Genomic DNA, 26188 nt, shown 5'->3' with positions numbered 1-26188 from the left:
CTACGGAAAAGCCCGACAGGCTGCCAGGCACTGGAAACCCTGACGCAGGATCGCAATTTTACCAGATTGATATCCATGTGATAGCAGAGAATACAATCTGCTAGAATCCCCACCCCGCAGCGGCGTTTCAGGATTGGTGCCCGGCGGCGGCAATCCCCGGCACCGGCAGACAGTGTCAGGGCTACACTTAGGCGACAGCCTTGTACGAATCTCAGGAAGATCTATCGGCATGAAGTGGCGACCAGGCCAGTCCAGCACTCCCCCGGATCGGCTAGAGCCCACACTGCTGAGCTTTGTCTGGCGCTACAGTTCACGCCATCAGTTTGCGCTGCTGGCCATTACGCTGCTGTCGTTTCCCGTGCTCTACGCCAGTCTCGAACTGCCCAAGCGCATCCTCAATGAAGCCATCGGTGGCACCGAATTCCCGGTGCAGATTCTGGGTATTAATTTCCAGCAACTGTCCTTTTTGCTGCTGCTCAGCTTTGCTTTTCTGTTCATGGTGCTCTGTGGCGGCCTGATCAAAATGCGGCTGAACATCTACAAGGGCGTCGTCGGCGAACGCCTGCTGCGGCGCCTGCGCTACCGCCTGATCACCCAGGTACTGCGTTTCCCCACCGCCCGTTTCAGGCGCACTTCCCAGGGCGAAGTGGTGTCCATGGTCACGGCCGAAGTCGAGCCCCTGAGCGGCATCATGGGCGATGCCCTGGCGCTGCCGCTGTTCCAGGCCGGTCAGATGCTCACCATCCTGACCTTCCTGTTTATCCAGAACCCCTGGTTTGGTCTCGCCGCCGTGGCGCTGGTACCGCTGCAGGCCATTATTACACCCCTGTTGCAGCGGCGTATCAACCGGCTGCATCGCGAGCGCGTGCGCCGGGTTCGCAAGCTGTCCGAGCTGATCGGCGAATGCGTACAGGGGCTGGATGACCTGCGCAGCAACGGCGGCACCCCCTATGCGCTGGCGATATTCAGCCATCGCCTAGGCGGCATTTTCCATATCCGCGGCGATATTTTCCGCAAAAAATTCTTCATGAAGTTCCTCAACAACTTCATCAACAATCTGCCCCCCTTCCTGTTTTACGCCGTGGGTGGCTACCTGGTGATTCAGGGCTCGCTCTCCATCGGTGCCCTGGTGGCCGCCATCACCGCCTACAAGGATATAGTCACGCCCTGGCGCGAGCTGCTCAATTACATCAGCCAGATTCAGGAAACCAGCGACCGTTACAAAAGCCTGCGCGACCAGTTCCAGCCCGATGACATTCTGGACGCCGAGCTGTTCGAGGAATCCGGCGATGAACTGCCGCGCCTCAACGGTGCTATCAGGTTTGACCAGGTCTGCATCACGGACCCCAACGGCACCCGGGTACTGTCGGATATCAGCCTGAGTGTACCGGCGGGCGCCATGGTGGCCGTCCAGAGCAGCAACAGCACGGTGCGCAAGGCCTTTTCCCAGGTTCTGTCCCGCAGCATCAGCCTGTCATCCGGTCAGGTCAATATCGGCGAACATGATCTGGGCCGACTGAATCAGGCCGTCATATCCGCCCGTATCGGCCTTGCCACCTCCACGCCCTACCTGTTTAACGCCTCTGTGGGTGAAAATATCTACATGCCGCTGCGCCGCAACCCGCGCGCAGATCTGGGCGCCCAGGAGCTGGACGACCCCGAGCTGCTGGAGTCCCTGGCCTCGGGCAACAGCACTTACCCGGTCAACGCCGAATGGCTGGATCTGGATATCGCCCGCTTCAGCAAGCTCGATGAACTGAATCAGTGGTGGCTGATGATCGTCGATGCCATGGGCAGCGAGGACTACCTGTCGCAGCGCGCTCTGGATGCCCGCTTTGAACCCTCGGACAGACCCTCCCTGGCCAAAAAAATGATCGAGTTCCGCCCCCGCCTGGCGCGCCGGCTGGCGGAGGAAAACCTGGCTCGCTTTATTCATCCCTTCGAGCGTGACGCCCTGAACCCGAGCCTCACCCTGACCGAAAACCTGCTGTTCGCGGTGCATCTGCATTCCAGTCGCGACGAGCACGTCGCCACCACCAGCCAGCTGATCAAACGTTTCACCGCCGCAGGATTTGGGCCTGAGCTTGAGCACTTTGCCCGGGGGCTGCTGGAAACCCTGGTACACACCTTCGCCTCCATCGGCTCCAATCACCCGATGTTCAAACGCCTCGGCGGGCTTACCCCGGAGATATTCCAGTCACTGCAGGACCTGCACCAAAAGCAGAGCACAGGCCGCCCACTGAGCAATACAGAAGCCGAATTGCGCCTGTCACTGCCCTTTATGGTGACCGTCGAGCAACTGGACATGCCGCTGCCCAGGCCCATCTGCACCGCTGTGCTGGCCATGCGCGATGAGTGCATCCCGCTACACGAGGCGCTGTTCCAGAGCCGTTACCGGCCGCTGGACGAAAAACGCGTCAACCCCGGCATTAGCGTGCTGGAGAACCTGCTTTTCGGCAAGCTGGCACGGGCCGGCGAAACCAACGAGCGCAACATTCGCAGCATCATCGCCGAAGAGCTGCTGCAGGCCGGCCTGCACGGCCCGCTGTCCATGCTGATCCGCAGTATTCCGGTAGGACTCGGCGGCGCCGAAGTGCCGCCCATCGCCCAGGAGCGTTTTGCCTTCCTGCGCGCCACCATCAAGAAACCGGATATTCTGGTGCTGGACCAGGCGCTGGCGAGCCATTCTGTCGCCCAGCGCAACGAAGCCCTGCGCAAGATCAGGCGCCTGCTGCCGGAAACTACCATCTTTGTGCTGGAGCCCGCTTTCAGCAACATGGAGCAGTTCGATCAGACGATTGATCTGCAGGACAGCCAGCCCCCTCAGCGTGGCGGCGCCCAGACGCCAGCCGAGTCGCCGACAGAAACCATCGAAGACTTCGAGAACAAGCGCAAGGTGATTGCCAGCACCGAAGCCTTCGCCAAACTCAGCCCCGCCCAGGTGCGCCTGCTGGCCTATGCATCGCGCTGGGTGCGGGTCGAGGCCGACGAGCTCCTGTTTCGCAGCGGCGACCTGCCCGATGGCGCCTATATAGTCGTCGAAGGCCTGGCCGAGCTGCGCTGGCCCGACGCCACAGCAGAGGACGAACCCATTTCCGAGGTGGGCCCGGGGCGCCTGATTGGCGATCTCTCGGTGATTGTCGATCAGCCGCGCAACATGGATCTGCTGGCCATCAAGCCCGTGCTGGCCCTGCGTATCGAGCGTCGCGAGCTGCTCGAAATCGTGGAAAACGACGCCGCCGTAGCCATGATCCTGCTGCGTACCGTGTCGGGACACCTGTTCAACGCCGCCGAAACCATTCGCGGTGAACGCACGGACGAGCGCTGATTTGATCAAGCTGCGCCCCTATCAGCAGGAAGCGGTAGACGCGACCCTGCGCCACTTTCGCGGTGGCGACGACCCTGCCGTGATAGTGCTGCCCACGGGCGCTGGCAAAAGCCTGGTCATTGCCGAGCTTGCGCGCCTGGCGCGACGCCGTATTCTGGTGCTGGCCCATGTGCGCGAACTGGTCGAACAAAATCACGCCAAATATGCCGCCTTCGGCCTCAGCGCCGGCATCTTCTCGGCGGGTCTTGGGCTCAAGGATGCCGGGCATCAGGTGACCTTCGCCAGCGTGCAATCGGTAACACGCAACCTGGCGCTGTTTCGCGACGCCTATTCGCTGCTCATCATCGATGAATGTCACCGCGTCAGTGACAGCGATGACAGCCAGTATCAGCAGGTGATAGCGACGCTGCGCGAGCAGAACGCCAACCTCAAGGTGCTGGGCCTAACCGCCACGCCCTATCGCCTGGGCCAGGGCTGGATCTATCAGTACCACTACCGCGGCTTTGTGCGCAGCGAAGACAGCCGGCCCTTTCGTCACTGCATCTATGAACTGCCGCTGTCACAGCTGATCCGCGAGGGTTTTCTCACCCGGCCGGAGCTGGTGGATGCGAGCATTGCCCACTACGACTTTTCAGCCCTGCAGGCCAACGCCAGCGGCCACTACAGCGAGACGGAAATCAACAGCCTGCTAAGCCAGTACCCGCGCGTGACCCGGGCCATCTGCGAGCAGATTCAGGAACTGGCCTGCGAGCGTGCCGGCGTAATGATTTTCGCCGCCACCATCAAGCACGCCCAGGAGATTACCGGCTACCTGCCCGATGACTGCACCGCTCTGGTAACGGGTACGACCCCGGCGCCTGAGCGTGAATCCCTGATCACGCGTTTCAAGGCGCATGAGCTCAAGTACCTGGTGAACGTGGCGGTACTGACCACCGGCTTCGATGCCCCCCATGTGGACCTGATTGCGATTTTAAGGCCCACCCAGTCGGTCAGCCTCTTTCAGCAGATCGTCGGCCGTGGCCTGCGGCTGGCCCCCGGCAAGACCGACTGCCTGGTAATCGACTACGCCGGCAACGGCTTCAATCTGTTTGCCCCGGAAGTGGGCAGCAAGAAACCCGACAGTGACAGTGAACCGGTACAGATTTTCTGCCCGGGCTGTGGCTTTGCCAATATCTTCTGGGGCAAGACCGATGGCGCCGGTACTGTAACCGAGCACTTTGGCCGCCGCTGCCAGGGGCTGCTCGAAGATGACACAGGCCACAAGGAGCAGTGCGACTACCGTTTTCGCTTCAAGGAATGCCCCCACTGTGGCGCTGAGAACGATATTGCCGCCCGCCAGTGCCACCAGTGCAGCGAAGCCATCATCGATCCCGACGACCTGCTCAAGCGCGCCCTGCAGCTCAGGGATGCCCGCGTAATCCGTTGCGCCGGCGTCAGCTTTGCCGAGCACAAGGGTGCGCTGCGCATCAGCTATCACGATGAAGAAGGCGAGGAGCTGCACGAGCGCTTCGACCTGCGCCAGGCGGGTCAGCGGGCGGTGTTCAATCGCCTGTTCGGGCGTCGTTTCAATGCCGCTACCGAACCGCGGCGTTTCGCCACCCTGGCCGAAGTACTGGCTGTGGCAGAGCAGTTCAGCGCACCGGACTTTGTCGTCGCCCGCAAGTCAGGTCCCCACTGGCGGGTACGCGAAAGACTGTTCGACTACAGCGGCCACTACCGCAAGGCGAATGAGCTGTAAAAGGCAGAGTTATTGGTAATTCGTGATTCGTAGAGCACCTCTCACCGACCACTCAGGCTTCACCAATTACCAATTACGATTCACTAATTACTAAAGGCCCCTTTTACGCCGGGCCGGGCTCCTGCAGGCATGCTGGAGCCCGGCCTGCGGGCGAATCGGGCGTCAGGCTCAGGCGCCGATCACGCCACCGTCTTCGCGGGTGACCATCACGATACTGGAGCGCGGCTTGCCGCCATCCCTGTAGTCCGGGAAACCGCCGGTGGGGTGCTGGATGCCGACGAACATGGTCTTGTAGTCATCGCTAAAGGTCAGACCTGTGACTTCGGCGCCGACGGGGCCCACCATAAAGCGGCGAATTTCACCGCTGGCCGGATCGCCACAAAGCATCTGGTTGTTACCCATGCCGGCGAAGTCACCTGCGTTGGAGTCGTCGCCGTCGGTCAGAATCCACAGCCGACCATCGCTGTCAAAGCCCAGGCCATCGGGGCTGTTGAACATGTTGTCGGCGTTAATGGCGTCGGAGCCGGCGTAGAGGCTGCCCTCATGCACCCTCGGGTTGCCGGCCAGCAGATACAGATCCCAGTCGAAGGTGTCCGCAGTATGGTCACCGTCCTTGGCTTCCCAGCGAATGATCTGACCATAGTGGTTCTCGGCCCGCGGGTTGGCGGCGTTAAGAGGCTGGTCGTCCTTCTTGCCACGGTTCTTGTTGTTGGTCAGGGTGCAGAACACCTGGCCGTTGTTCGGGTTATGGCTGATCCACTCAGGTCGATCCATGGTGGTGGCCTCAACCTGTTTGGCGGCCTGACGGGTATGGATCAGGACTTCAGCCTGGCTGTTAAAGCCGTTCTCCGGCGTCAGGCCATTCTTGCCAAAGGTCAGTTCGATCCAGCGACCGGTACCAGCATGTTCTTTGCCGTCACCACCGGCAAACTGCGCCACAAAGAGGGTGCCGTCTTCCAGCAGGCTGCGATTTACCGCGTCCTGGCCTTCGGCATACTTGTTTTTGGAGACGAACTTGTAGATGTGTTCGCCGCGCTCGTCATCGCCCATGTAAACCACCACATGACCGTCCTTGTTGACCAGCACGTCGGCGTTTTCATGCTTTACGCGGCCCAGGGCCGTGCGCTTCATGGGCGTGGATGCAGTATCGAATGGATCAATTTCGACGACCCAGCCAAAGCGGTTCGGCTCGTTCGGCGTCTGGCTAACATCAAAGCGTGCATCGTGCTGCCACCAGCGGTAGCGATCTTCAGCGGCCTTGATTCCGTAGTACTGCTTCTGCTGCGCCGGTACAGCCTCGTCGCTAGGGGCGCCAAAGTAGCCGTTGAAGTTTTCTTCGCACGTCAGGTAGGTGCCCCAGGGCGTGCGGCCATTGGCACAGTTGTTGATAGTGCCCAGTACCTTGGTGCCACTGCTGTCGGCGGCGGTTTTCATCAGCTCGTGACCGGCGGCGGGGCCTGTCAGCATAAACTCGCTGTTGGCGTGCAGACGACGGTTGTAGGCGGAATTTTTCACGTATTCCCAGGCATTGCCGGAGGTACGACACACTTCAACAATGGTGACACCGTGGGCAGCCTGCAGCTTGGCGACGTCTTCGGCGGTTTTGACTTCGCCGTGCTGCAGCATGTGTTCGCCGTTGGTGTATTCGTTGTTCACCGCCAGCATGGCGCGGTCCATATCCAGGCTGCCATCCGCCTTGCGGAAATGGAACAGAGACATGCCATCGGTATTGTCACCAAACTGCAGGGCCTGATCGGCGGCGCTATTGCCACCGGTGTGATCAAATTCAGGCGCGCCTGGAAGCACCGGATCACCCCAGGACATGAGAATCGAGGAGCGGTAACCGGCGGGCAGTACTATGGCGTCGTCGGTGGACGCCTTGATCGCCTTGAAGCCCATCAGGCGGGACGGCTCCATGGCGGCGGCAACCGCCTGAGCCATGGGCGACAGGCTGAAAAATCCGAGCATGCCGGCGGCCATGCCACCCTTGAGCAGGCTGCGACGGCTCAGGGCCTTGTCGACCAGAGCATCAAAACCGGTGCCTTCCAGACCATCGGTATCCTGGGCATTAACATCAGACTGTGTTGGTTTCATGGAACTTCCTCCTGCAAGAATGGCGTGCATGCTAGTCAGTAAAGATGACCATCCCATGACAGCCTGCCGGCACATCCGCCGCCTGAGCGCACAAGCGGGAATATGCTAAAGTGCCCATCAACCAATAGCAGGGACAGGAAGCATCTGGATGGCACTGCACGCAATTCTGTTTGATCACGACGGCACTCTGGTGGATTCCGAGGCGGTCAACCTGCAACTCTGGCGCCAGGCGCTTGAGCCCTGGGGGCTGACGATTAGCGACGAGCTCTACTGGAGTCGCATGCTGGGCGTGCCTATCCGGCAAAACGCCGCCGATATTCTGGCGCTGCACAAGCCCGATGCCAGCCTAGAACAACTGATGACCGCCAAGCTCGCCGCCAACGCAGCTTATCTCGCCCACAACTACTTTCCCCAGATGCCGGGCGCCGATACGGTGGTGCGCGAGCTGGCAGCCAAGCTGCGTCTCGGGCTGGTCAGCGGCTCGCAGCGCAACTGCGTGCAGGCATCGCTGCGCGGCCACGTCTGGGAGCCGCTGTTCGAGCATGTGGTCACCGGTGATGATGTTCCTCGCAACAAGCCGGCGCCGGATGGCTATCTGCGGGCACTGTCACTGATGCAACTCGAGGCCGCTAACTGCATCGCAGTGGAAGACACCGCAGTGGGCGTCACCGCCGCCCATGCCGCAGGCCTGCCTGTGGTTGCCATTCGCAGCCCAGAGGCCATCAGCCACGACTTCTCATCCGCCACCGTTATCGTCGACAGTCTGGTCGAGGCCCACGCCTGGATCAATCAGCAGCTAACCGACTCTTCAACGACACAGGAAACCCCATGACACAGCCATTTCGGCTTGAATTCCAGGTGCGGGACTATGAACTGGATATGCAGGGCATCGTTAATAACGGCGTCTATTTCAACTACCTGGAACACGCCCGCCACGAGTACCTGCAGGCAAAAGGGGTGGACTTCGCCGCCCTGACCCGCGACGGCATTCATCTGGTAGTGATTCGCAGCGAACTGGATTACAAGGCGCCCCTGAAAAGTGGCGACCGTTTTGTGGTCGAGGTCACGACCGAGCGCCTGGGCAAGGTCCGTTTCGGCTTTCGCCAGCGGGTCATTCGTCTGGCCGACGACAAGGTCATGCTCGAAGGTCTGGTGACAGGCACGGCACTGAACGAACGCGGCCGGCCCTATATCTCGCCGGCGATCGAATCCCTGTTCTAGCAGCCAGGGTCAGCGGCGGCGAAACAGATAATCGTCGAAGCAGTCGTCGTCGCGCGTCACACTCACACAGCTCAGCAGCTCAAGGGCAGGATCAATTGCCTTGAGTTCGCCGGGCGCTACACAGAAGCGGGCAGGGAAGCCGTGCCGCTCATTCTGCTGCAGGTTGAAGGTGCTGAATGCCAGCAGGCCGCCGGGCACCAGGGCACTAGCCAGTTGCGGCCAGAGCGCAGCTTCGGGCTTGTAGCGACACACCAGGATGTTATCGAAAGGCCCGAGGCCCTGCAGGCAGTCCGGCTGAGCCAAATCACGGCAGTGAGTCTGGATTGCCAGCTGTTCGGCACTGGCAAAGTCCAACAGGCGAGCCAAACCAACCCCGGCGATATCCACCGCCGTTACCGCAAAGCCCAGCCGCGCCAGCGCAAGGCTGGCAGCACCGTCGCCGGCGGCCAGGTCCAGCACCGAACCCGGCAGCAGCCCGGGCGCCGTCTGGGTCACAAAGGCAGGGGTTGCGGGAGCTACCTGCGAGCGGGCCTCGTAGCGACGATTCCATTTTTCCCGTGCGGCATTCATCTGCAAATCCTTGAAAAAACGAACTAAAAGCTGTCGAGCAGGCTTTTGAGGCTGTTCAGCGTGGCCTTGCCCCGCGCCTTGTTCTGGTCCTGATTGCGCTCCAGCCCCTCGATCACCAGGTCTTCCTGGGGCACTTCATCGATAAAGCGGCTCGGCAGGCAGTCCACCATCTCACCGTACTGCTTGCGCTGGCGCGCCAGGGTCATGGTGAGGGTTTCCCGCGCCCGGGTGATGCCCACGTAGGCCAGCCGGCGCTCTTCCTCGATGGTGCCGGTTTCGATGCTGTTGCGGTGCGGCAGCAACTCTTCTTCCATGCCCATCATGAAGACATGGGGAAACTCCAGTCCCTTGGACGCATGCAGCGTCATAAGCTGCACCCGGTCGGAGTCATCCTCTTCTTCCTGCCGATCCAGCAAGTCGAGCAGGATCAGGCGGGTAATGGTTTCCTCGATACCGGCATCGGGGTCGTCTTCACGCAGCCTGTCCAGGGTGGAACGGATGGAGTCGAGCAGAAACCAGACGTTCTGTACCCGCTTGTCCGCCGCCGCTTCACTGGCAGTGTTCTGCCGTATCCAGCCTTCGTAGTCGATATCCCGCACCATTTCGCGAATGGCATCCACCGGATCGACTGCCTGGCACTGGCGATAGATGCGCTGCATCCAGTCGCGGAAACGGCGCAGACGATCGATGGCCTGGGCCGGCAGCATCTGCTCGAGCCCCATTTCGTCACAGGCCGCAAACATGCTCACCTGACGTTCGGAAGCGTAGGTACCGAGCTTTTGCAGCGTACTGGGGCCTATCTCGCGCTTGGGCGTATTGATGATGCGCAGGAAAGCGTTGTCATCATCCGGGTTGATCAGCACCTTGAGGTAGGCCATCACATCCTTGATCTCGGCACGGGAGAAAAAGGAGGTACCGCCACTGAGCTTGTAAGGCACCTGGTAGGCCTGCAGCTTGACTTCCAGCAGACGGGCCTGGAAGTTGCCGCGATAAAGAATGGCGAAATCCTTGAAGGGCACGGCCTTGCGCAGGTGCCGATCGAGGATTTCGGTGGCGATGCGCTCGCACTCGGTTTCTTCGTTGCGGTTATAGATCACCCGGATCGGCTCGCCATAGCCCATGTCGCTCCACAGCGTCTTTTCGAACACGTGGGGGTTGTTGGCGATCAGGGTATTGGCAGCCTTCAGTATCAAGCGCGTCGAACGGTAGTTCTGCTCCAGCTTGACCACTTTCAGACTCGGGAAGTCTTCATTGAGCTGAATCAGGTTCTCGGGCCGCGCGCCGCGCCAGGCGTAGATCGACTGATCGTCGTCACCCACCACCGTCAGGGCGCCGCGATGCCCCACCAGCTGGCGCACCAGCCGGTACTGCGACAGGTTGGTGTCCTGATACTCGTCCACCAGCAGATAGCGGATACGCCCCTGCCAGCGCTGCAGCACCTCGGGATTGTTCTGGAACAGCCGCACCGGAATCAGGATCAGGTCATCGAAATCCACCGCGTTATAGGCGCGCAGATGGATCTCGTAGGCGTCATAGGCACGGGCCGCCAGCAGCTCGTCCGGGCCCTGGGCCTCGGCCAGCGCCTGGCTGGGCTCCAGCATGTCGTTTTTCCAGTTCGAGATCTGGTTGCGTACGGTGTCGACCTGGTCGGCATCCTCGTCCTGCTGCAGCATCAGATCGCGCAGCAACGCCTTGCTGTCCTGGTCATCGAACAGCGAAAAAGCAGGCTTCAATCCCAGGATACGGTGTTCCCGGCGAATGATATTGAGACCCAGGTTGTGGAAGGTGGACACTGTCAGGCCACGGGCTTCCTTGCCTTTCACTAGCTGACTGACCCGCTCCTTCATCTCGCGGGAGGCCTTGTTGGTGAAGGTTACGGCGGCGATATGGCGCCCTTCAACACCGCATTTCTGGATCAGATAGGCGATCTTGCGCGTGATAACGCTGGTCTTGCCGGAGCCTGCGCCGGCCAAAACCAGCAGCGGGCCACCCACATACTCCACCGCTTCTTTCTGTCTGGGATTGAGCTTGCTCATGAGTCAATAGTCAAAAAAGTGCTAAAGCCGTCGGAAACACGGCCGCTAACGGTCAATATCGGAAGGGGAAACCAGAACAGAGTAGGTTCTGGAGACATTCAAGGATTGACTGAAATGACAGCAACAAATGCCTGATTAAACGGGCTTTCGCTGTCATTTGTAGTGTTGGCGACTCGTGCTAAGTGTATCCTGCAAGCGCGCAGGACGGCGTATTATGCCACGAACAGGGCCACACAAGCACAAAGGATCCCTCACCAACCGCCGGCGGCAGTCCAACGCACGCACCTGTGTATTGCTGTCCATTTGTGGGGTATTAACCTGATGCAGTCTGCCCAGCGACAAAGCAGCGAGTCAGTGATCAAACTGCTGATCGTCGCAGATGACCTCCAGACATCGGACAAAATCAGCACTCTGCTCAACACTGAACATGTATACGACATACAACAATGTGCCGATGTGTCCCAGGCACTTATTCTGATCGGCTGCGAGAAGGTCGACCTGCTGTTTCTCTGCCTGCCGGCAAACTACTTGCTCGACAATGCCACCCTGCTGACGCTCCAGCGTTGCAACAGCAGCATTCCCATCATAGTGCTGGACGACGACATCAATGACCTGACCGGGCGCAAGCTGCTGAATCAGGCCGTGGCCGACTACCTGCCACTGCGGACACTGGCCGCCGACACTCTGCAGCGCGCCATTCGCTATGTGCTGGGCAGCCAGCGCCAGCACGCCCAGATCGATTACCTGCGCCATGCTGACCCGCTCACCTCCATTGGTAACCGACAGTTTTTCTACCGCCAGCTGCTCGAAGCCCTGGCGCGCATCGACAGCCACCAGCACGGTGTGGCGCTGATCACGGTGGATCTCGATGGTTTTCGCAAGTTCAACAACAGCATTGGCCATTCCGCCGGCGACGATGTGGTGCGCCAGCTGAGCCAGCGACTGCAAACCTGCCTGCAGGACGAACAGCTGTGCCGTATTGGTGGCGACGAGTTCGCCATTATTCTGGAAGCCGAGCCGGACACCGACCTGCGCGCCAGCACCCTTGGGCTCATTACCCGACTGATGCAGCATGTCAGCCACCCCTACCAGTGCTCTGAACGGGAAATCATGCTGCCCAGCAGTATAGGCGTTGCCTTTGCACCGGAGCACAGCCGGGAGCTGGACTCGCTTATTCGCCAGGCCTCCCAGGCACGGCTGCGGGCCAAGCAGCTGCACGGCTGCAGCTACGCCATATTCGAAGCCGACAAGGATACCGACCCCGCCACCCAGATTACGCTGGAACCGGAGCTGTGGAGCGGCCTGCGCCAGGAACAGTTCGTGCTTTACTACCAGCCGCGCATCGATCTGCGCACCGGCAAGATCATAGGCGCCGAAGCCCTGATGCGCTGGAACCATCCCGAACGCGGGCTGGTACAGCCGGATGAATTCATCCCCATCGCCGAGAAAACCGGCCTTATAGTCCCCATGGGTTACTGGGCGATTCACCAGGCCGGCCAGGACATGCTCAAATTCAAGGAAGCGGGTTTTCGCTACGGCAGCATTGGCGTCAACCTGTCATTTCGACAGTTCAAGGATGATTTCCTCGCCAAGACGATCCGCCGCATTATCGACAAGAACCAGATAGACCCGCACCGGCTGGAGTTCGAACTCACCGAAACCGCACTCTTCTCCGACGAGGCCCATGTACAGAGCTGCCTGAAAGAACTCAGTGCCCTGGGCATTGATTTCTCGCTGGACGACTTCGGCACCGGCTACTCGTCTTTTTCGCTGCTGCAGAAACTGCCGATCAGCACCCTCAAGATCGACAAGTCCTTCGTCGCCGGTGTGAATCAGAACAAGGATGATGAAGAGATTGTGCGCGCCATCATTAATCTGGCGCACAACCTGCAGAAAAAGGTCATCGCCGAAGGCGTCGAAAACAAGGCCCAGCTGGAGTTTTTGATCCGTCACGACTGTGATCAGGTGCAGGGGTATTTCTTCAGCCCACCCGTACCGATCGAAGACTTTATGCGTATGCTGCGCGGGAACTGACAAGGCTCAACGCGCCCCTGAACCGCCCTGGCGCAGCAATCCCTGGCGAAAGCTCAGCGCTTCCAGCAACTGTGCTTCACCGACCCGTTCCTCTGCAGCCAGATCCGCCAGGGTGCGCGCCACCCGCAAAATGCGGTGACAGGCACGAGCCGAAAGCCCCAGCTTGGTTGCGGCATTCACCAGCAAGTCCCGCTGCGGCGGTGCCAGGCCACAAACCTGATCCAGTTCAGCCGCACCCAGATCCCGATTGGGCCGTCCCTGGCGCGCCTGCTGCAGGCTCATGGCAGCGGCCACGCGCTGGGCCACCACGCCACTGGCTTCACCCCGCCCGCTCGCCGGGTCCAGCAGCTGGGCCGGGTCCAGCGCCTTCACATTCAGCTGCATATCGAAGCGATCCAGCAGTGGGCCCGAGATGCGCCCCTGATAGCGCTGAATCTGATCCGGCGTACAGCGACAGCGGCCCGACGGATCACCGAAATAGCCACAGGGGCAGGGATTCATCGCGGCCAGCAATTGAAATCGAGCTGGGAAAAGCATCTGACTGGCGGCGCGGGAGATCAGAATTTCACCGGTTTCCAGTGGCTCGCGCAGTACATCCAGCACAGCGCGGGGAAACTCCGGCAGCTCATCCAGAAACAGTACGCCCTGGTGCGCCAGGGAAATTTCACCGGGCCTTGGCTGACTGCCGCCGCCCACCAGCGCCACCGCGGAGGCCGTATGGTGCGGATTGCGAAAGGGCCGGCTGCCGTGACCCACTGTATCAATGGCACAGCCCGCCACCGAATACACCGCCGCCACTTCGAGCCGTTCCTGCTCCCCCAATACTGGCAACAGCCCCGGCAAGCGCGCCGCCAGCATGCTCTTGCCACTGCCGGGCGGGCCGCTGAAAAGTAAATTATGACTGCCGGCGGCAGCGACCTCGAGCGCCCGGCGCGCCTGATACTGTCCCTTGACCTCGATCAGGTCCGGCAGGCCCGTTACGGCCGGCGGCGGCACTGCTACTGCAGACTCCAGAGTGCTGTCGCCACGCAGGGCTGAACAGACCTGCAACAGATGATCGGCAACCCGCACATCGCAGCCCTGCACCAGGGCCGCTTCAGCACCGTTAAGGCGGGGCACCAGCAGGGCGCGGGACAGGTCACGGCAGACCATCGCCGCCGGCAGCACACCTCGCACTGGCCTGATCTCCCCCGCCAGAGTCAACTCACCCAGCACTTCCCAGCCGACCAGGGACTGCGGGGGCAGTTGTTTCGAGGCCGCCAGAATGCCCAGCGCAATCGCCAGATCATAGCGTCCGCCTTCCTTGGGCAGATCAGCCGGTGCCAGGTTGATGGTGATGCGACGCTGCGGATAATCAAAACCCGAGTTGATCAGGGCGCTGCGCACCCGATCCTTGCTTTCACGTACAGCAGCTTCGGGCAGGCCAACGATATTCAGGGATGGCAGACCCCCGGAGAGGTGTACTTCCACCGTAACCGCCGGCGCGCCTATACCCAGCATTGCGCGGGCATGAACCACTGCAAGTGACATAGTTACCATCCCTGGTGTGCGGTTGCTCCCAAACGGTGCTGTCGGGTGTTGCGCGCTCTTGCACCATCCTTGTGCATTTTTTAGCCAGCTCGGTCGAGCATCCTATTGATGCCTGGCTCTATGGCGTCTTTTTTACTCGCCGCTGGCGTTATCCAGCCGCTGTTCAATTTCACTCAGCTTTAGCTCCAGCTGATCCACCTTCTCGCGGGTACGCCCCAGCACGGCGGCCTGGGCATCGAACTCGTCCCGTGTCACCAGGTCCAGACGGGCAAAACTGCTCTGCAGCGCCGCCCGCACCTGCTGGCGCATCGCTTCCTGACCCGGCAGGCCACGACCACCCTCAAACAACTCGCTCAGCTGGGTCGAAAGCGTCTCAATAATCTTTTGATTAAGCATTGCACAATCTCCGCTAATTTCGCGAAAGCTTAGCATTTTTCGCCTGCACGGAGCAGCCGAGTCCGGGTCTTGCGGCTGACCTGGGCTGGCTGCGGGCCCACTTTGCACCGTCTTGGTGCGCGCACTCAAATCGTGCACACAATAATCACCTGACGATGCCCAATCCGGCGTCATTTTCCGACCCTGAACTCTAATATAGCCGCAATTCATTGTTATTTATGAATTTATTAAATATGGCACAAGTTTCGCTTAGAAATAATCAACCGTTACGGGTCAGTCGCAGCCGAGGGCCCGTAAAAGGAACCAGTCCAAATATGAGGGACAGACACATGAAACTTATATCGGCGATCATCAAGCCCTTCAAACTGGACGATGTCCGTGAAGCGCTCTCCGAAATTGGTGTTCAGGGCATTACCGTGACCGAAGTCAAAGGCTTTGGTCGCCAGAAAGGTCATACCGAACTTTACCGCGGCGCCGAATACGTCGTCGATTTCCTGCCCAAGGTTCGTGTCGACGCGGCCGTGTCGACGGATCTCGTGGACCAGGTGGTGGAAGCCATCAGCAAGGCGGCACACACCGGAAAAATCGGCGACGGCAAGATTTTTGTCACACCGCTGGAGCAGGTTATCCGAATCCGCACCGGCGAAACCGGTAACGACGCACTTTAAATTCACCAATCGCGCCTGAACGGAGGGCTGTCGAGATGGAAGAGCTTCTTAAAACGACCGCTGCGGATTTATCCCAGCTCAAATACGCCGTTGATACCTTTTACTTCCTGGTATGCGGCGCCCTGGTAATGTGGATGGCCGCAGGTTTCGCCATGCTCGAAGCGGGCCTGGTGCGCGCCAAGAACACGACCGAAATCCTGACCAAGAACATCGCGCTCTACGCCATCGCCTGTACCATGTACCTGCTCTGCGGCTACTACATCATGTACAGCTCCGATGCCGGTGGCGTACTGCCAAACTTCGGCGCCCTGATCGGTACTGAAAACGGCGTCGATGCGGTGCTGGCAGGTGGCGATGACGCCCCCTACTACTCGTCCCGTTCAGACTTTTTCTTCCAGGTTGTGTTCGTGGCCACGGCCATGTCCATCGTCTCCGGTGCTGTCGCCGAGCGCATGAAACTCTGGGCTTTCCTGGCCTTCGCAGTGGTCATGACCGGTGTTATCTATCCGGTTGAAGGCTACTGGACCTGGGGCGGCGGTTTCCTCAGCGAAGCCGGTTTCTCTGACTTCGCAGGTTCCGGTATCGTCCACATGGCAGGTGCTTCTGCAGCCCTGGCCGGTGTACTGGTACTGGGTGCCCGCAAAGGCAAGTACGGCAAGAATGGCGAGATCAATGCCATTCCGGGTGCCAACCTGCCGCTGGCAACCCTGGGTACCTTCATCCTGTGGCTGGGCTGGTTCGGCTTCAACGGTGGTTCCGAGCTGAAACTGTCCGACGTTGGTGAAGCCAATGCGGTCGCTCAGGTCTTCGTTAACACCAATGCCGCTGCAGCCGGTGGCGTTATCGCCGCCCTGATCGTAGCGCGCCTGTGGTTCAAGAAGGCTGACCTTACCATGGCACTCAACGGTGCCCTGGCAGGCCTGGTGGCTATCACAGCCGATCCGCTGTCGCCCAGCGCCCTGGTATCGACCCTGATCGGTGGTGTTGGCGGTGTGCTGGTGGTGTTCTCCATCGTCACTCTGGACAAGATCAAGATTGACGATCCTGTTGGTGCCATCTCTGTACACGGCATCGCCGGTGTCTGGGGTCTGCTGGCGGTTCCCTTCAACAATGCTGATGCGACCTTCGGTGCTCAGCTGCTGGGTATCGTTACCATCTTCGGCTGGGTCTTCCTCGCCAGCCTGCTGGTATGGCTGCTGCTCAAGGCTGTCATGGGTATCCGTGTCACCGAAGAAGAAGAATACGAAGGTGTCGACCTTGCCGAATGCGGCATGGAAGCCTACCCGGAATTCAGCTCCAGCAAGAAGTAATGCTGCCGTAGCTGGAACTCAAGGGCGCCGCAGGGCGCCCTTTTCGTTATCCCGCACAAGGGTGACTGCTCTGCTCTGCGCACACAGGGCAGCGTAGGCGCCAGGCTTATTTTACGGGTATACTGACGTGAATTTTTCGAGCATTCAGGCTCCGGGGCGGCATCATCCAACCCGGCACCGGGCTTGTAAAGTCGGGCCAGAGCACGGATTCTACTTTCCATCACAGCGACCAGCGCCGTATCTGGCACAGGATCGCATAGGGAGCACGCTATGAAGTTGATTACTGCGGTTATCAAACCATTCAAACTTGATGATGTTCGCGAAGCCCTGTCCGAAATCGGCATCCAGGGTGTTACTGTAACCGAAGTCAAAGGCTTCGGCCGCCAGAAAGGCCACACCGAGCTGTACCGTGGCGCCGAGTACGTGGTCGACTTCCTGCCCAAGGTCAAGATTGAAGTGGCCGTAGACAGCGACATGATCGACCAGGTCATTGAAGCCATCACCAAGACAGCCAACACCGGCAAGATCGGCGACGGCAAGATCTTCGTCACGCCGCTCGAGCAGGTTATCCGTATCCGCACCGGCGAAACCGGCCCGGACGCACTCTAAGCACAGATATTTTCCACCGGCAATGCTCGACGCTGCCCACCTGTGGATAACTTAATGCACCAAAAAGCACCCATCAGGGTGCTTTTTTTGTGCCTGTCAAAACGCTAAACGGGATCTGGAAAACTTTCTGCCAACAAAAAACCCACAGGATACTCACAAAACACAAGCTGTGCATAAGCTGTTTCAAGCCTGTTACTTAATCAAGGAAAATAAACCCAACTAATTGTTTTATATAAATTTACTTAGGCGAAAAACGACTTATAACTTTTTATGCACAGCATGCAAAAACACCACTCTGAAAAGTTACCCCCATTTTAGGCCCCTACGCCTCACTCCCGCTTTCCTGTTTTTATCCATGCCTGTTCCTGTGGTTATTTAACGCCGCCAATACGCGCGTGGCACCCACAGCAGGCACCGCAGCCCCCGCGGCGCCTAATTGATGGCAGAGCGTCTAAACTGACATTGGCAATAGCAATGGTGTGACCATTGCGTTGTAACACGCTGCGGGATAATAGCGGTGCAACCAATCCTGAGGGGGTGCGTTATGAAACGCGAGCAACTGGATCAAATGCTGGAGACGCTCTGGCAGGACTTCCTTGCACGAACCCCTGATGCCCGCCGCATTCACAGCCTGCTGCTGACTGATAATCCACAGCTGTGCATTGACCACCTGAGCCTGCACACCCTGGCACTGCCAAGGGTTAATATTGCCCAGCTGGCCAAACCCTTCGAGCGCGCCGGCTACCGGGCCTGCGGCGAATTCGACATTAGCGGCACCCGTCTGTTTGCCCGCCACTATGAACACCCCGACACCAGACTGCCGAAACTGCTGTTCACCGAGCTGAATGTCGATTCTCTTGGCGATGAGGTGCGCAATATTCTGCATCAGCTGATAAGTCAGATCCCGCCAGCAGCATCGCAGCAGGACGACTTCTGCATATCGGGCCGGCACTGGAAAATCGATTTCGACAGCTATCAGCAGCTGCAGCGCTATTCCGAGCATGCCGCCTGGATCGCCGCTTTTGGCTTTCGTCCCCACCACTATGCTTTACTGATCAATAGCTTGAGTCACGACGACGGCATTGATGAGCTGAATGACTATCTGCTGGAGCAGGGCTTTCGCCTCGACAGTCGCTTTGGCCTGGTGCAGGGATCTGCCGATGAGTACCTCGAACAGTCCGCCACAGTCCCCGCCAGTACGGAGGTCGAATTCAGCGACAGGCAGGCACAGGTTCCAGGCAGTCATTGCGCCTTTATCCGCCGCTATCCCGGCAGCGATGGCGAGCTCTACCGGGGCTTTATCAGAACATCCGCCGCGTCATCGGCGCCTTACCCGCAATACCGCTGACCCCATGGCAAGGAGAGTTGCATGATCATAATGAGGCCGATCCGCGAGAGCGATCTGGATGTGTTGTGTGACATCGCCAGGGAGTCCGGCCCCGGATTTACCTCACTGCCGGATAACCGCGAGCTGCTGCAGGCCAAGATCGAACGTACCCGCCACACGCTGCAACAGGAGGCCGTGCTGGACGGTAGCCAGGGTTATCTTTTCGTGATGGAGGACCTTGCCAGCGGCCAGGTGATAGGCACCAGCGGCATCGAAACCGCCGTGGGCCTGAACGAGCCCTGGTATCACTACCGTATCGGCACCGTCGTGCATGCTTCGCGCGAACTCAAGGTCTACAACAATTTCCGCACCCTGGACCTGTGCAACGACTACACCGGTTGCGCCGAGGTCTGTACCCTGTATCTGAAACCCGACTTTCGCAAGGGCAGCAACGGCAACCTGCTCTCCAAGAGCCGTTTCATGTTCATGGCCGAATACCCGGAGCGCTTTTCCGAGCGCGTCATCGCCGAAATGCGTGGCTACTCCGATGAAAAGGGGCGTTCGCCCTTCTGGGACGGTCTGGGGCGGCACTTTTTTTCCATGGAATATTCCCAGGCGGATTACCTCACAGGCTCCGGCAACAAGATCTTTATCGCCGAGCTCATGCCCAAGCACACCATCTATCTGCATCTGCTGCCCAAGGATGCCCAACGGGTGATCGGCCAGGTGCATCGCAATACCGAACCCGCCAAGCGCATGCTGGAAAACGAAGGCTTTCGGTTTGAGGGTTATATCGACATCTTCGACGCCGGCCCCACAGTCGCGACCCGCCTCAACGATATCCGCAGCGTGCGTGACAGTCGTTACGTCAAGGCCCGGATCAGCGACAGCTCCTGCAGAAGTGACCACCTCTACCTGATCAGCAACACCCTGCTGGAAGACTTTCGCTGCACAGTCGCGCCTCTTCAGCCCGAGGGCAGCGCGGCCCAAATCAGCCACGAACTGGCCGAGGCGTTACGCGTCTCCAACGGTGACCCGCTGCGCATAGTCCCCATCAAAGCGAGACAACCCGAATGACCGAACCCGCTTCCCTGTTTATCAATGGCCAGTGGTGTCAGGGTGATGACGCCGACATGGAATCCTTTAACCCTGGCAACGGCCAGCGTATCTGGCACGGGCGCGCCGCCAGCAGTGAACAGGTTAATGACGCTGTTCTGGCGGCCCGCAACGCTTTCGAGCACTGGCGCCTGATGACGTTTGAGCAGCGCGCCACCCTGGTACGCCGTTTTGTCAGCCAGCTGGAACAGCACCGCGACCTGCTCACTGATACCATCGGCCAGGAAACCGGCAAGCCGCAATGGGAAGCCGCCACCGAAGTGGCCGCCATGATCGGCAAGGCCGATATCTCGATTCAGGCGGCACTGGAGCGCAGTGGCGAAAAACGCCAGCACAGCAATGGTATTACCTCGACGCTGCGGCATCACCCCCATGGCGTGGTGGCGGTGTTCGGCCCGTACAATTTCCCCGGCCACCTGCCCAACGGACACATCATTCCGGCGCTGCTGGCGGGCAACACCCTGCTGTTCAAACCCAGCGAGCTGACGCCCCGGGTGGCGGAGCTGTGCATGCATTTCTGGCAGAAGGCCGACCTGCCGGATGGTGTGCTGAACCTGCTGCAGGGCGGGCGCAGCACCGGCCAGGCCCTGGCCGCACACCCTGGGCTCGATGGCCTGTTCTTTACCGGCAGCGCCGAGACCGGCAGCTACCTGCACCAGCAATTCGCCGGCCATCCGGAAAAAATTCTGGCGCTGGAGATGGGCGGCAACAACCCGCTGATCGTGGCCGATACGCCGGATATGCGGGCTGCTGTGCTGATGACGATTCAGTCAGCCTACCTGAGCGCAGGCCAGCGCTGTACCTGTGCCCGCAAGCTGCTGGTGCCAAGAGGCCGCAGCGGCGACACCTTTATCGAACAGCTGCGTCAGGCCGTGCTGGATATTCAGGTGGGGCCCTACAACCAGCAGCCACAGCCCTTTATGGGCGCGCTGATCAGCGAGCAGGCGGCGCAGCAACTGTTGCAGGCCCAGCACGAACTGGTGCAACTCGGCGCCCGGGTGCTGGTGTCCATGAGCCAGCTGCGCCCCCGCACCGGCCTGCTGTCGCCGGGGCTGATTGATGTCAGCGCCGTACGGGATCTGCCCGACAAGGAATATTTCGGTCCGTTGCTGCAGATCATCCGCTACGACGACTTCGATGAGGCGCTGGATCTGGCTAACGCCACGGCCTTCGGCCTGAGCGCGGGCCTGTTCAGCAGCGACGCCCAGCTGTATCAGCGGTTTTTACAGCGCATCCGCGCAGGGATCGTCAACTGGAACCGCCCGCTCACCGGCGCCAGCAGCGGCCTGCCTTTTGGTGGCATAGGCCGCAGTGGCAATCACAGGCCCAGCGCCTGGTATGCCGCGGACTACTGTGCCTATCCGGTGGCATCCCAGGAAGCGGAGCAACTCGATATGCCGGCCACTCTGCCACCGGGTCTGACGCTTTAAGCTTTTGATCTTAAATCCTGGTCCTTTGGCTCTGGCCTTGGCCTTTCAACTTTCGACTTTCGACTTTTAACCTTGAATTGCTCAGGCCACCGGCAGCCGAACCAGCAGTTCAAGCCCACCCTGGGGGTGATTGCGCGCTTCGATGCTCCCCCCCAGAATGCGCAGCGCACGGCGCGCAATGCTCAGCCCCAGACCATAGCCATCGGCATCAACACCGCTACGCTGGCGGAAGAAGGGATCAAACAGTTGCTCCAGGGTATCGGACGGCACGCCCGGGCCATGATCCCGAATCCGCAGCTCGTGCAGGTTGCCGACCGCTGCGTAACTCAGTTCGATCGCAGTCCCCATCGGCGTGTGCTTGAGGGCGTTATTGAATACATTGCCCAGGGCACGTTCCAGTAATTGGCGGTTGCCCCGCGCCCGGCAACCTTTGGGCACCTCAAAGGTCAGGGTGCGTTCAGGCTGCTGAAAGTGGATGTCCTCCCTCAGTTCGGTCACCAGCTCCTGCACGCTGAAGGCATCGGTCCCCGGCTCCAGCGCCTCAAGGCGCGACAGCGAGAGAATTTCGGTAATCAGGTGATCGATACGACCGCACTCACGATTAAGCCTTTGTAACAGGGGATCACCTTCGCCCAGGCGCTGCTCCAGCAACCCGGCCGCGGCCTGCAAACGCGCCAGAGGGGCGCGCAGCTCATGGGATACATCCTGCATCAGCCGCTGACTGGCCCCCAGGGTGCGCTCGACATAGTCCGCCATGGTATCGAACTCCCGCGCCAGCTCGCCGATCTCATCGCCCCGGGTGCTCAGTTGCTGATCGCTGCGTACTGCCAGATCGCCCTGGGCCAGCGCCCTGGTATGCAGCCGCAGGCGCTTGAGCGGCCGTACCACCAGCCAGGTCAGCACCAGGCTGGTCAGCGCCGACACCAGCAGTATCAGCACGATCTGCACCGACACCAGCAAGCCCAGGAAACGACCAAACTGCTCCCGCGGCGGCCAGGCCCCAACCTCCACGCGGTAACTGCGTCCGGACTCGGACACCAGCTCGAAGGTCAGCACAGGCCTGGCACCGGGCCCGCGTTTGGGCAGGGAGTTAAATACCCGCTCGTTGCTGCTCAGCTCCACAATGCGCATGCCGGGAGCCCCGCGGGATAACTTGCGCTGCAGCCGCTCCAGTCCATGACCTTCCTCGTAGCGCTCCAGCATGCGCTCAGCCAGGGCCCGAGCACGGGTTTCCTGCACCTCGGCATCGCGCTCGTGGTGCGACATGCCACCAACAATCACCACTGTGGCCAGGATCACCAGCACGCTGCTAAGCCAGATGGCCAGGAAGATCTTCCAGTACAGACTGCGATACCACTTCATCCCGCCTCCAGCACCAGCAGGTAACCTTCGCCACGCAATGTCTTGATCAGCTCCTGGCTATCGCCGCCGCGCTGCAGCTTTTGCCGCAACCGGCTCACGTGCACATCAATAGCGCGATCATAGGCCGTGAGCGGACGGTGCAGTACCCGTTCGGTCAGCTCGGCCTTGGACATCACCCGACCGGCGTTATGCAGCAGATAGGCCAGCACGTTGAACTCGGCGGAGGTCAGTTCCAATACCTCGCCCGCCACCCGCACTTCCCGCTGGCCTGGATCAAGGCGGATCCCGTGCAGCTCGATGGGCTGTTGCGGGAACTCCGTCTGCTGCGCAGGCACTTCACTGCGCCGGCGAATGGCCCGGATGCGTGCCAGCAGCTCGCGGGGATTGCAGGGCTTGCCCAGATAATCATCGGCGCCCATTTCGAGGCCCAGAATACGGTCGATTTCTTCACCCCGGCCCGTCAGCATGATCACCGGCAGCTGCACCCGCGGGCGCAGCTGCTGCAACAACTCCAGGCCGCTCTGGCCCGGCATCATCACATCCAGCACCATCAGGCTATAAGGATGACTGCCCTTTAGACGTTCAAGAGCTTCAAGGGCGTTATGGGCATAGTCAATCTCATAACCTTCATGACGCAGATAGTCGCCCAGCAGTTCGCACAGCTCGACGTCATCATCCACCAGCAGCAGTCGTTCTTTCATTCCGGCCCCCGTTATTCAGGCTCCATGATAACGCCGTCACCCGTCCCATACGGAGCCTTTACCTAACTTTACAGTCGATCTGCCAGATCAGGCGTCAGACACCGCCGTATCCATCAGATAGACATTATCAATGCTGTCGCGGGGCTCCCTGATCACCTCGGAGGGCGGATAGCCAAAGCGGCTCTTGAATGCCTTGCTGAGATGGAAGGCATCACTGAAACCGAGTTTGAACGCGGCCTGGGAAACATTCAGCGAGCTTCTGTTGAGCAGCGCATGGGCCATGTCGAGCTTGAGGTTCATGAAGTATTCCTTCGGCGTCTGGCCGGTGTATTGCAGGAATACCTTGCGAAACTGCTGCTCACTGGCGCCGTACAGGCGGGCCATGTCCTTCACCGCCCAGCGTTCATCCGTATGGCCATGCATCTGGCTGATCACCGTTTGGATGCGCCGCAGGGGCGCAGGCTCGGCATGGTGGTTCGACAGCGCCACCCACTGATAGAGCACCTTGGTGAAGATGGCGGCGGCATAGGCCTGATAATTAGTGTCGCCCACCCGAACGCAGCTCACCAGCTCGCTGAACTCGCGGCTATGGGCCGTCGGATCCCGCAGCAGCACCGGCGTATTGAGCGGCAGGGTGACCGGGCCATGCAGTACGAACTCGACCCAGTAGAGTTCCCACAACAGCCCCTCGCAGGCATAGCTCAGGATGTCACGGGCTTCGAGCAGCAGCACGCAGGCTCCCTTGGCGTGAATTTCCCGACCCGACCTGAGGCGGATAACGCCATGCCCCTGGCGGGTAAAGACACAGACATGGGCGCTGGACAGCAGCGGCAGTTTCTTGTCCCTGGGCCAAAGCACCTGATAGCTCTCATCGGCATAGATATCCCACACCGACCTCAGGGTGATACCAAAGGCCGTGGCGGGGCTTTCCAGCAGTACAGGGGTGTTTTTCATGCGTCACGCATTCATGGCAGGGGGCTTTGGATATTAGGCGTTGCGCCAAGGGCGGTCAAAACAGCCGTTACCAGGCGCTGTCTCGCTCCCGAAACAGGGCTGGCGAGGCTGCCAGCCCTGCGTTGTCGTGCTTACCCGAAGAGATGACACCTCAGAGCTGTGGCTTCAGCATCTGTATGTCATCCAGCGACTCATCCATGAAATGCTCCATGTTGTGCAGCCGGAAAGACGCGAAATAGCCGCTCCAGCGCTTGTCGGCGCGCATCACGGATCCTGCATGCCTGACCATGCGGGCACGAATGCCTGCCAGCGCCGGATCGTCGATGGCATTGACCGGTTCCACCGCGCCCAGGTCATACAGCTCTTCGCAGCCGGTGGTGGCACTGTAACCATAGAACCAGGCGGTATCGCCAAACCTCGCCTGGCAGCCAAAGCCGAAATTGGTGCCCACATGAATGCCCAGCTGATAGACCTGCTCAAGCGCGGGCCGCGTACCTGTGGCCATAATATCCAGCAGGCTCGCGCCTTCCATCTGCAGCGGCGTTTCCAGGCCTGCGGCCTGCAGTATGGTCGGCGCCAAATCCACCAGGGATACAGGCGTTGCTATATCAGCCGGTGCACCGATGCTGCCACCCGCCGGCTTGACCAGCATGGGCGCGCGGAAAATATCGGGATGGAAGTAGGCGCCCTTGTCCGCCAGCCCCAGCCGGCCGTTCATCTCGCCATGGTCGGCGGTGAACAGAATCAGCGTGTCATCCCACTGGCCCTCGGCCTTCAGATAGGCAAACAGCTTGCCGATGGCGTAGTCCACCAGCTCCACCTGCAGCAGGTGACAGGCGATATAGTCTTTCACCAGCTCCTCGTCGTACAGGCCCCAGTAGCGGTGATACAACCGGAATATTGGGTTCTGGCTACCGCGACCCTCGTCCTGCAGCTCATGGAAGGATGCCGGTACCTGCACCACGGACCTGAGGTATTCGTAACGCTCCTCATAACCCTGGGGAATGGAGTAGGGCTGATGCGGGTCGAAGAAGTCGATCTGCGAGAACACCGGCTTGCCAGGGGCCTGCAATGCGGACGCCTTGAGCTGGCGTATCGCCAGATCCGCCAGAAACACCGAGTAGTGCGCATCCCTTGGAAAGACGTCGCCGTTGCGTTGCCGAATCCAGCCACCAAAAGACGTGCTGGCGGTGGCCCTGTCCGCCAGAGTACCCCTGAGCTCGCGGCTGTAAACCGGCGCCGTCACGCCCATGGCGCCTATGTACTCAACGTAACGGTCATCATCCATCACCGGCGGGCCCCAGCGATCCCAGGCATGCACGTTCTCGCCAAAGGTATCGACAAACTTGGGCGTACCTACATGGCACTTGCCCACATGCTTGAGGTTATAACCCTGCTGTTTCAGGTAATCCTGAAAAATCGGATCGTCGAGCTCCAGGTCAGACTTCATGCCACTGGGGGTACGCTCGCCATTAGATAGATAGGGCGGATGCATGCCCGTGCACAGGGCTGCCCGGGCCGGCCCGCACAGTGGGCTGGGCGTAAAGGCGTTATTGAAGCGGACACCCTGATCCAGCAGGCTGAGAATGTTCGGTATCTGTATATGCCGGGACAGCGGGCGCGAAGGCAGATAACAGTCGGGCGAGATCATATCCACCGTGATGAGGATAATATTGGGCCTGTGTTGCTGCTCTTTCACCTCGAACGCGCCCTGGCGGGTTTTGGGGTGCAGAAATTTTACAGTCATGACTTGGATGCTCCTGG

Annotated in this window: 20 protein-coding genes; 11 read left to right on the top strand and 9 right to left on the bottom strand. The window is 60.0% G+C overall.

Features of this window, described 5'->3' with window-relative positions; translation table 11 throughout:
• Positions 1 to 229: 229 nt before the first annotated feature.
• Positions 230 to 3328, top strand: a complete 3099-nt coding sequence (locus A8C75_RS00625) for an ABC transporter transmembrane domain-containing protein (RefSeq protein ID WP_067376637.1) — start codon at positions 230 to 232, stop codon at positions 3326 to 3328.
• Position 3329: 1 nt separating this feature from the next.
• Positions 3330 to 5066: a DNA repair helicase RadD gene (radD, locus tag A8C75_RS00620; protein WP_067376633.1), complete on the top strand. Its 1737-nt coding sequence runs from the start codon at positions 3330 to 3332 to the stop codon at positions 5064 to 5066.
• A gap of 168 nt (positions 5067 to 5234) precedes the next feature.
• Here the strand turns inward: radD and A8C75_RS00615 are convergent, their stop codons facing one another.
• A complete protein-coding gene (locus tag A8C75_RS00615; protein ID WP_067376629.1) occupies positions 5235 to 7160 on the bottom strand; it encodes a PhoX family protein in 1926 nt (641 codons plus the stop codon).
• 148 nt (positions 7161 to 7308) lie between these two features.
• On the opposite strand from A8C75_RS00615, the gene A8C75_RS00610 reads away from it, so the two are divergent.
• The gene (locus A8C75_RS00610; RefSeq protein WP_067376625.1) at positions 7309 to 7992 is read left to right on the top strand and encodes an HAD family hydrolase; all 684 of its coding nucleotides are present in this window, start codon (positions 7309 to 7311) and stop codon (positions 7990 to 7992) included.
• Positions 7989 to 8381, top strand: coding sequence for an acyl-CoA thioesterase (locus A8C75_RS00605; protein WP_067376622.1), 393 nt, complete (start codon positions 7989 to 7991; stop codon positions 8379 to 8381). The genes A8C75_RS00610 and A8C75_RS00605 overlap by 4 nt, the downstream gene beginning before the upstream one ends.
• Positions 8382 to 8390: 9 nt before the next feature.
• Here the strand turns inward: A8C75_RS00605 and A8C75_RS00600 are convergent, their stop codons facing one another.
• Positions 8391 to 8951 carry a class I SAM-dependent methyltransferase gene (locus A8C75_RS00600; RefSeq protein ID WP_067376620.1) on the bottom strand — a complete coding sequence of 187 codons (561 nt, stop codon included), beginning with the start codon at positions 8949 to 8951 and terminating at the stop codon, positions 8391 to 8393.
• 23 nt (positions 8952 to 8974) lie between these two features.
• Positions 8975 to 10987 (bottom strand): DNA helicase Rep, encoded by a 2013-nt coding sequence (gene rep, locus A8C75_RS00595; RefSeq protein WP_067376617.1) that lies wholly within the window; start codon positions 10985 to 10987, stop codon positions 8975 to 8977.
• A gap of 354 nt (positions 10988 to 11341) precedes the next feature.
• Between rep and A8C75_RS00590 the strand changes: the two genes are divergently transcribed.
• Positions 11342 to 13021: a two-component system response regulator gene (locus tag A8C75_RS00590; RefSeq protein WP_227819796.1), complete on the top strand. Its 1680-nt coding sequence runs from the start codon at positions 11342 to 11344 to the stop codon at positions 13019 to 13021.
• Positions 13022 to 13027: 6 nt separating this feature from the next.
• On the opposite strand, the gene A8C75_RS00585 is transcribed toward A8C75_RS00590, so the two are convergent.
• A complete protein-coding gene (locus A8C75_RS00585) occupies positions 13028 to 14551 on the bottom strand; it encodes a YifB family Mg chelatase-like AAA ATPase (RefSeq protein WP_067376614.1) in 1524 nt (507 codons plus the stop codon).
• Between the two features lie 132 nt (positions 14552 to 14683).
• Positions 14684 to 14947 (bottom strand): accessory factor UbiK family protein, encoded by a 264-nt coding sequence (locus A8C75_RS00580; RefSeq protein ID WP_067376611.1) that lies wholly within the window; start codon positions 14945 to 14947, stop codon positions 14684 to 14686.
• A gap of 329 nt (positions 14948 to 15276) precedes the next feature.
• Between A8C75_RS00580 and glnK (A8C75_RS00575) the strand changes: the two genes are divergently transcribed.
• The 6 genes from glnK (A8C75_RS00575) to astD all read left to right on the top strand — a co-directional run bounded on the left by glnK (A8C75_RS00575) (position 15277) and on the right by astD (position 21407).
• Positions 15277 to 15615 (top strand): P-II family nitrogen regulator, encoded by a 339-nt coding sequence (glnK, locus tag A8C75_RS00575; RefSeq protein WP_067288876.1) that lies wholly within the window; start codon positions 15277 to 15279, stop codon positions 15613 to 15615.
• Positions 15616 to 15650: 35 nt separating this feature from the next.
• Positions 15651 to 16925: an ammonium transporter gene (locus A8C75_RS00570; protein WP_067376608.1), complete on the top strand. Its 1275-nt coding sequence runs from the start codon at positions 15651 to 15653 to the stop codon at positions 16923 to 16925.
• A 270-nt stretch (positions 16926 to 17195) separates the two neighbouring features.
• Positions 17196 to 17534, top strand: a complete 339-nt coding sequence (glnK, locus tag A8C75_RS00565) for a P-II family nitrogen regulator (protein ID WP_020679463.1) — start codon at positions 17196 to 17198, stop codon at positions 17532 to 17534.
• Between the two features lie 544 nt (positions 17535 to 18078).
• The gene (locus tag A8C75_RS00560) at positions 18079 to 18882 is read left to right on the top strand and encodes a DUF1338 domain-containing protein (protein ID WP_067376605.1); all 804 of its coding nucleotides are present in this window, start codon (positions 18079 to 18081) and stop codon (positions 18880 to 18882) included.
• A gap of 21 nt (positions 18883 to 18903) precedes the next feature.
• A complete protein-coding gene (gene astA / locus A8C75_RS00555; RefSeq protein WP_067376602.1) occupies positions 18904 to 19938 on the top strand; it encodes an arginine N-succinyltransferase in 1035 nt (344 codons plus the stop codon).
• The gene (gene astD / locus A8C75_RS00550) at positions 19935 to 21407 is read left to right on the top strand and encodes a succinylglutamate-semialdehyde dehydrogenase (RefSeq protein ID WP_067376599.1); all 1473 of its coding nucleotides are present in this window, start codon (positions 19935 to 19937) and stop codon (positions 21405 to 21407) included. The genes astA and astD overlap by 4 nt, the downstream gene beginning before the upstream one ends.
• Before the next feature lie 81 nt (positions 21408 to 21488).
• Here astD and A8C75_RS00545 read toward each other — a convergent pair whose 3' ends face one another.
• From A8C75_RS00545 to A8C75_RS00530, 4 genes are all read right to left on the bottom strand, one after another.
• Positions 21489 to 22769, bottom strand: a complete 1281-nt coding sequence (locus A8C75_RS00545; RefSeq protein ID WP_067376596.1) for a sensor histidine kinase — start codon at positions 22767 to 22769, stop codon at positions 21489 to 21491.
• On the bottom strand, positions 22766 to 23470 hold the full coding sequence (locus A8C75_RS00540; RefSeq protein WP_067376594.1) for a response regulator transcription factor: 705 nt from the start codon (positions 23468 to 23470) through the stop codon (positions 22766 to 22768). The genes A8C75_RS00545 and A8C75_RS00540 overlap by 4 nt, the downstream gene beginning before the upstream one ends.
• An 87-nt stretch (positions 23471 to 23557) precedes the next feature.
• Complete coding sequence (locus tag A8C75_RS00535) at positions 23558 to 24424, bottom strand: helix-turn-helix transcriptional regulator (RefSeq protein ID WP_067376591.1); 867 nt, start codon at positions 24422 to 24424, stop codon at positions 23558 to 23560.
• 151 nt (positions 24425 to 24575) lie between these two features.
• A complete protein-coding gene (locus A8C75_RS00530) occupies positions 24576 to 26171 on the bottom strand; it encodes a sulfatase-like hydrolase/transferase (RefSeq protein WP_084783608.1) in 1596 nt (531 codons plus the stop codon).
• Positions 26172 to 26188 lie beyond the last annotated feature (17 nt).

The sequence above is a fragment of the Marinobacterium aestuarii genome (assembly GCF_001651805.1).
GTDB lineage: Bacteria > Pseudomonadota > Gammaproteobacteria > Pseudomonadales > Balneatricaceae > Marinobacterium_A > Marinobacterium_A aestuarii.
This window is presented reverse-complemented; position numbering and strand designations above follow the sequence as displayed.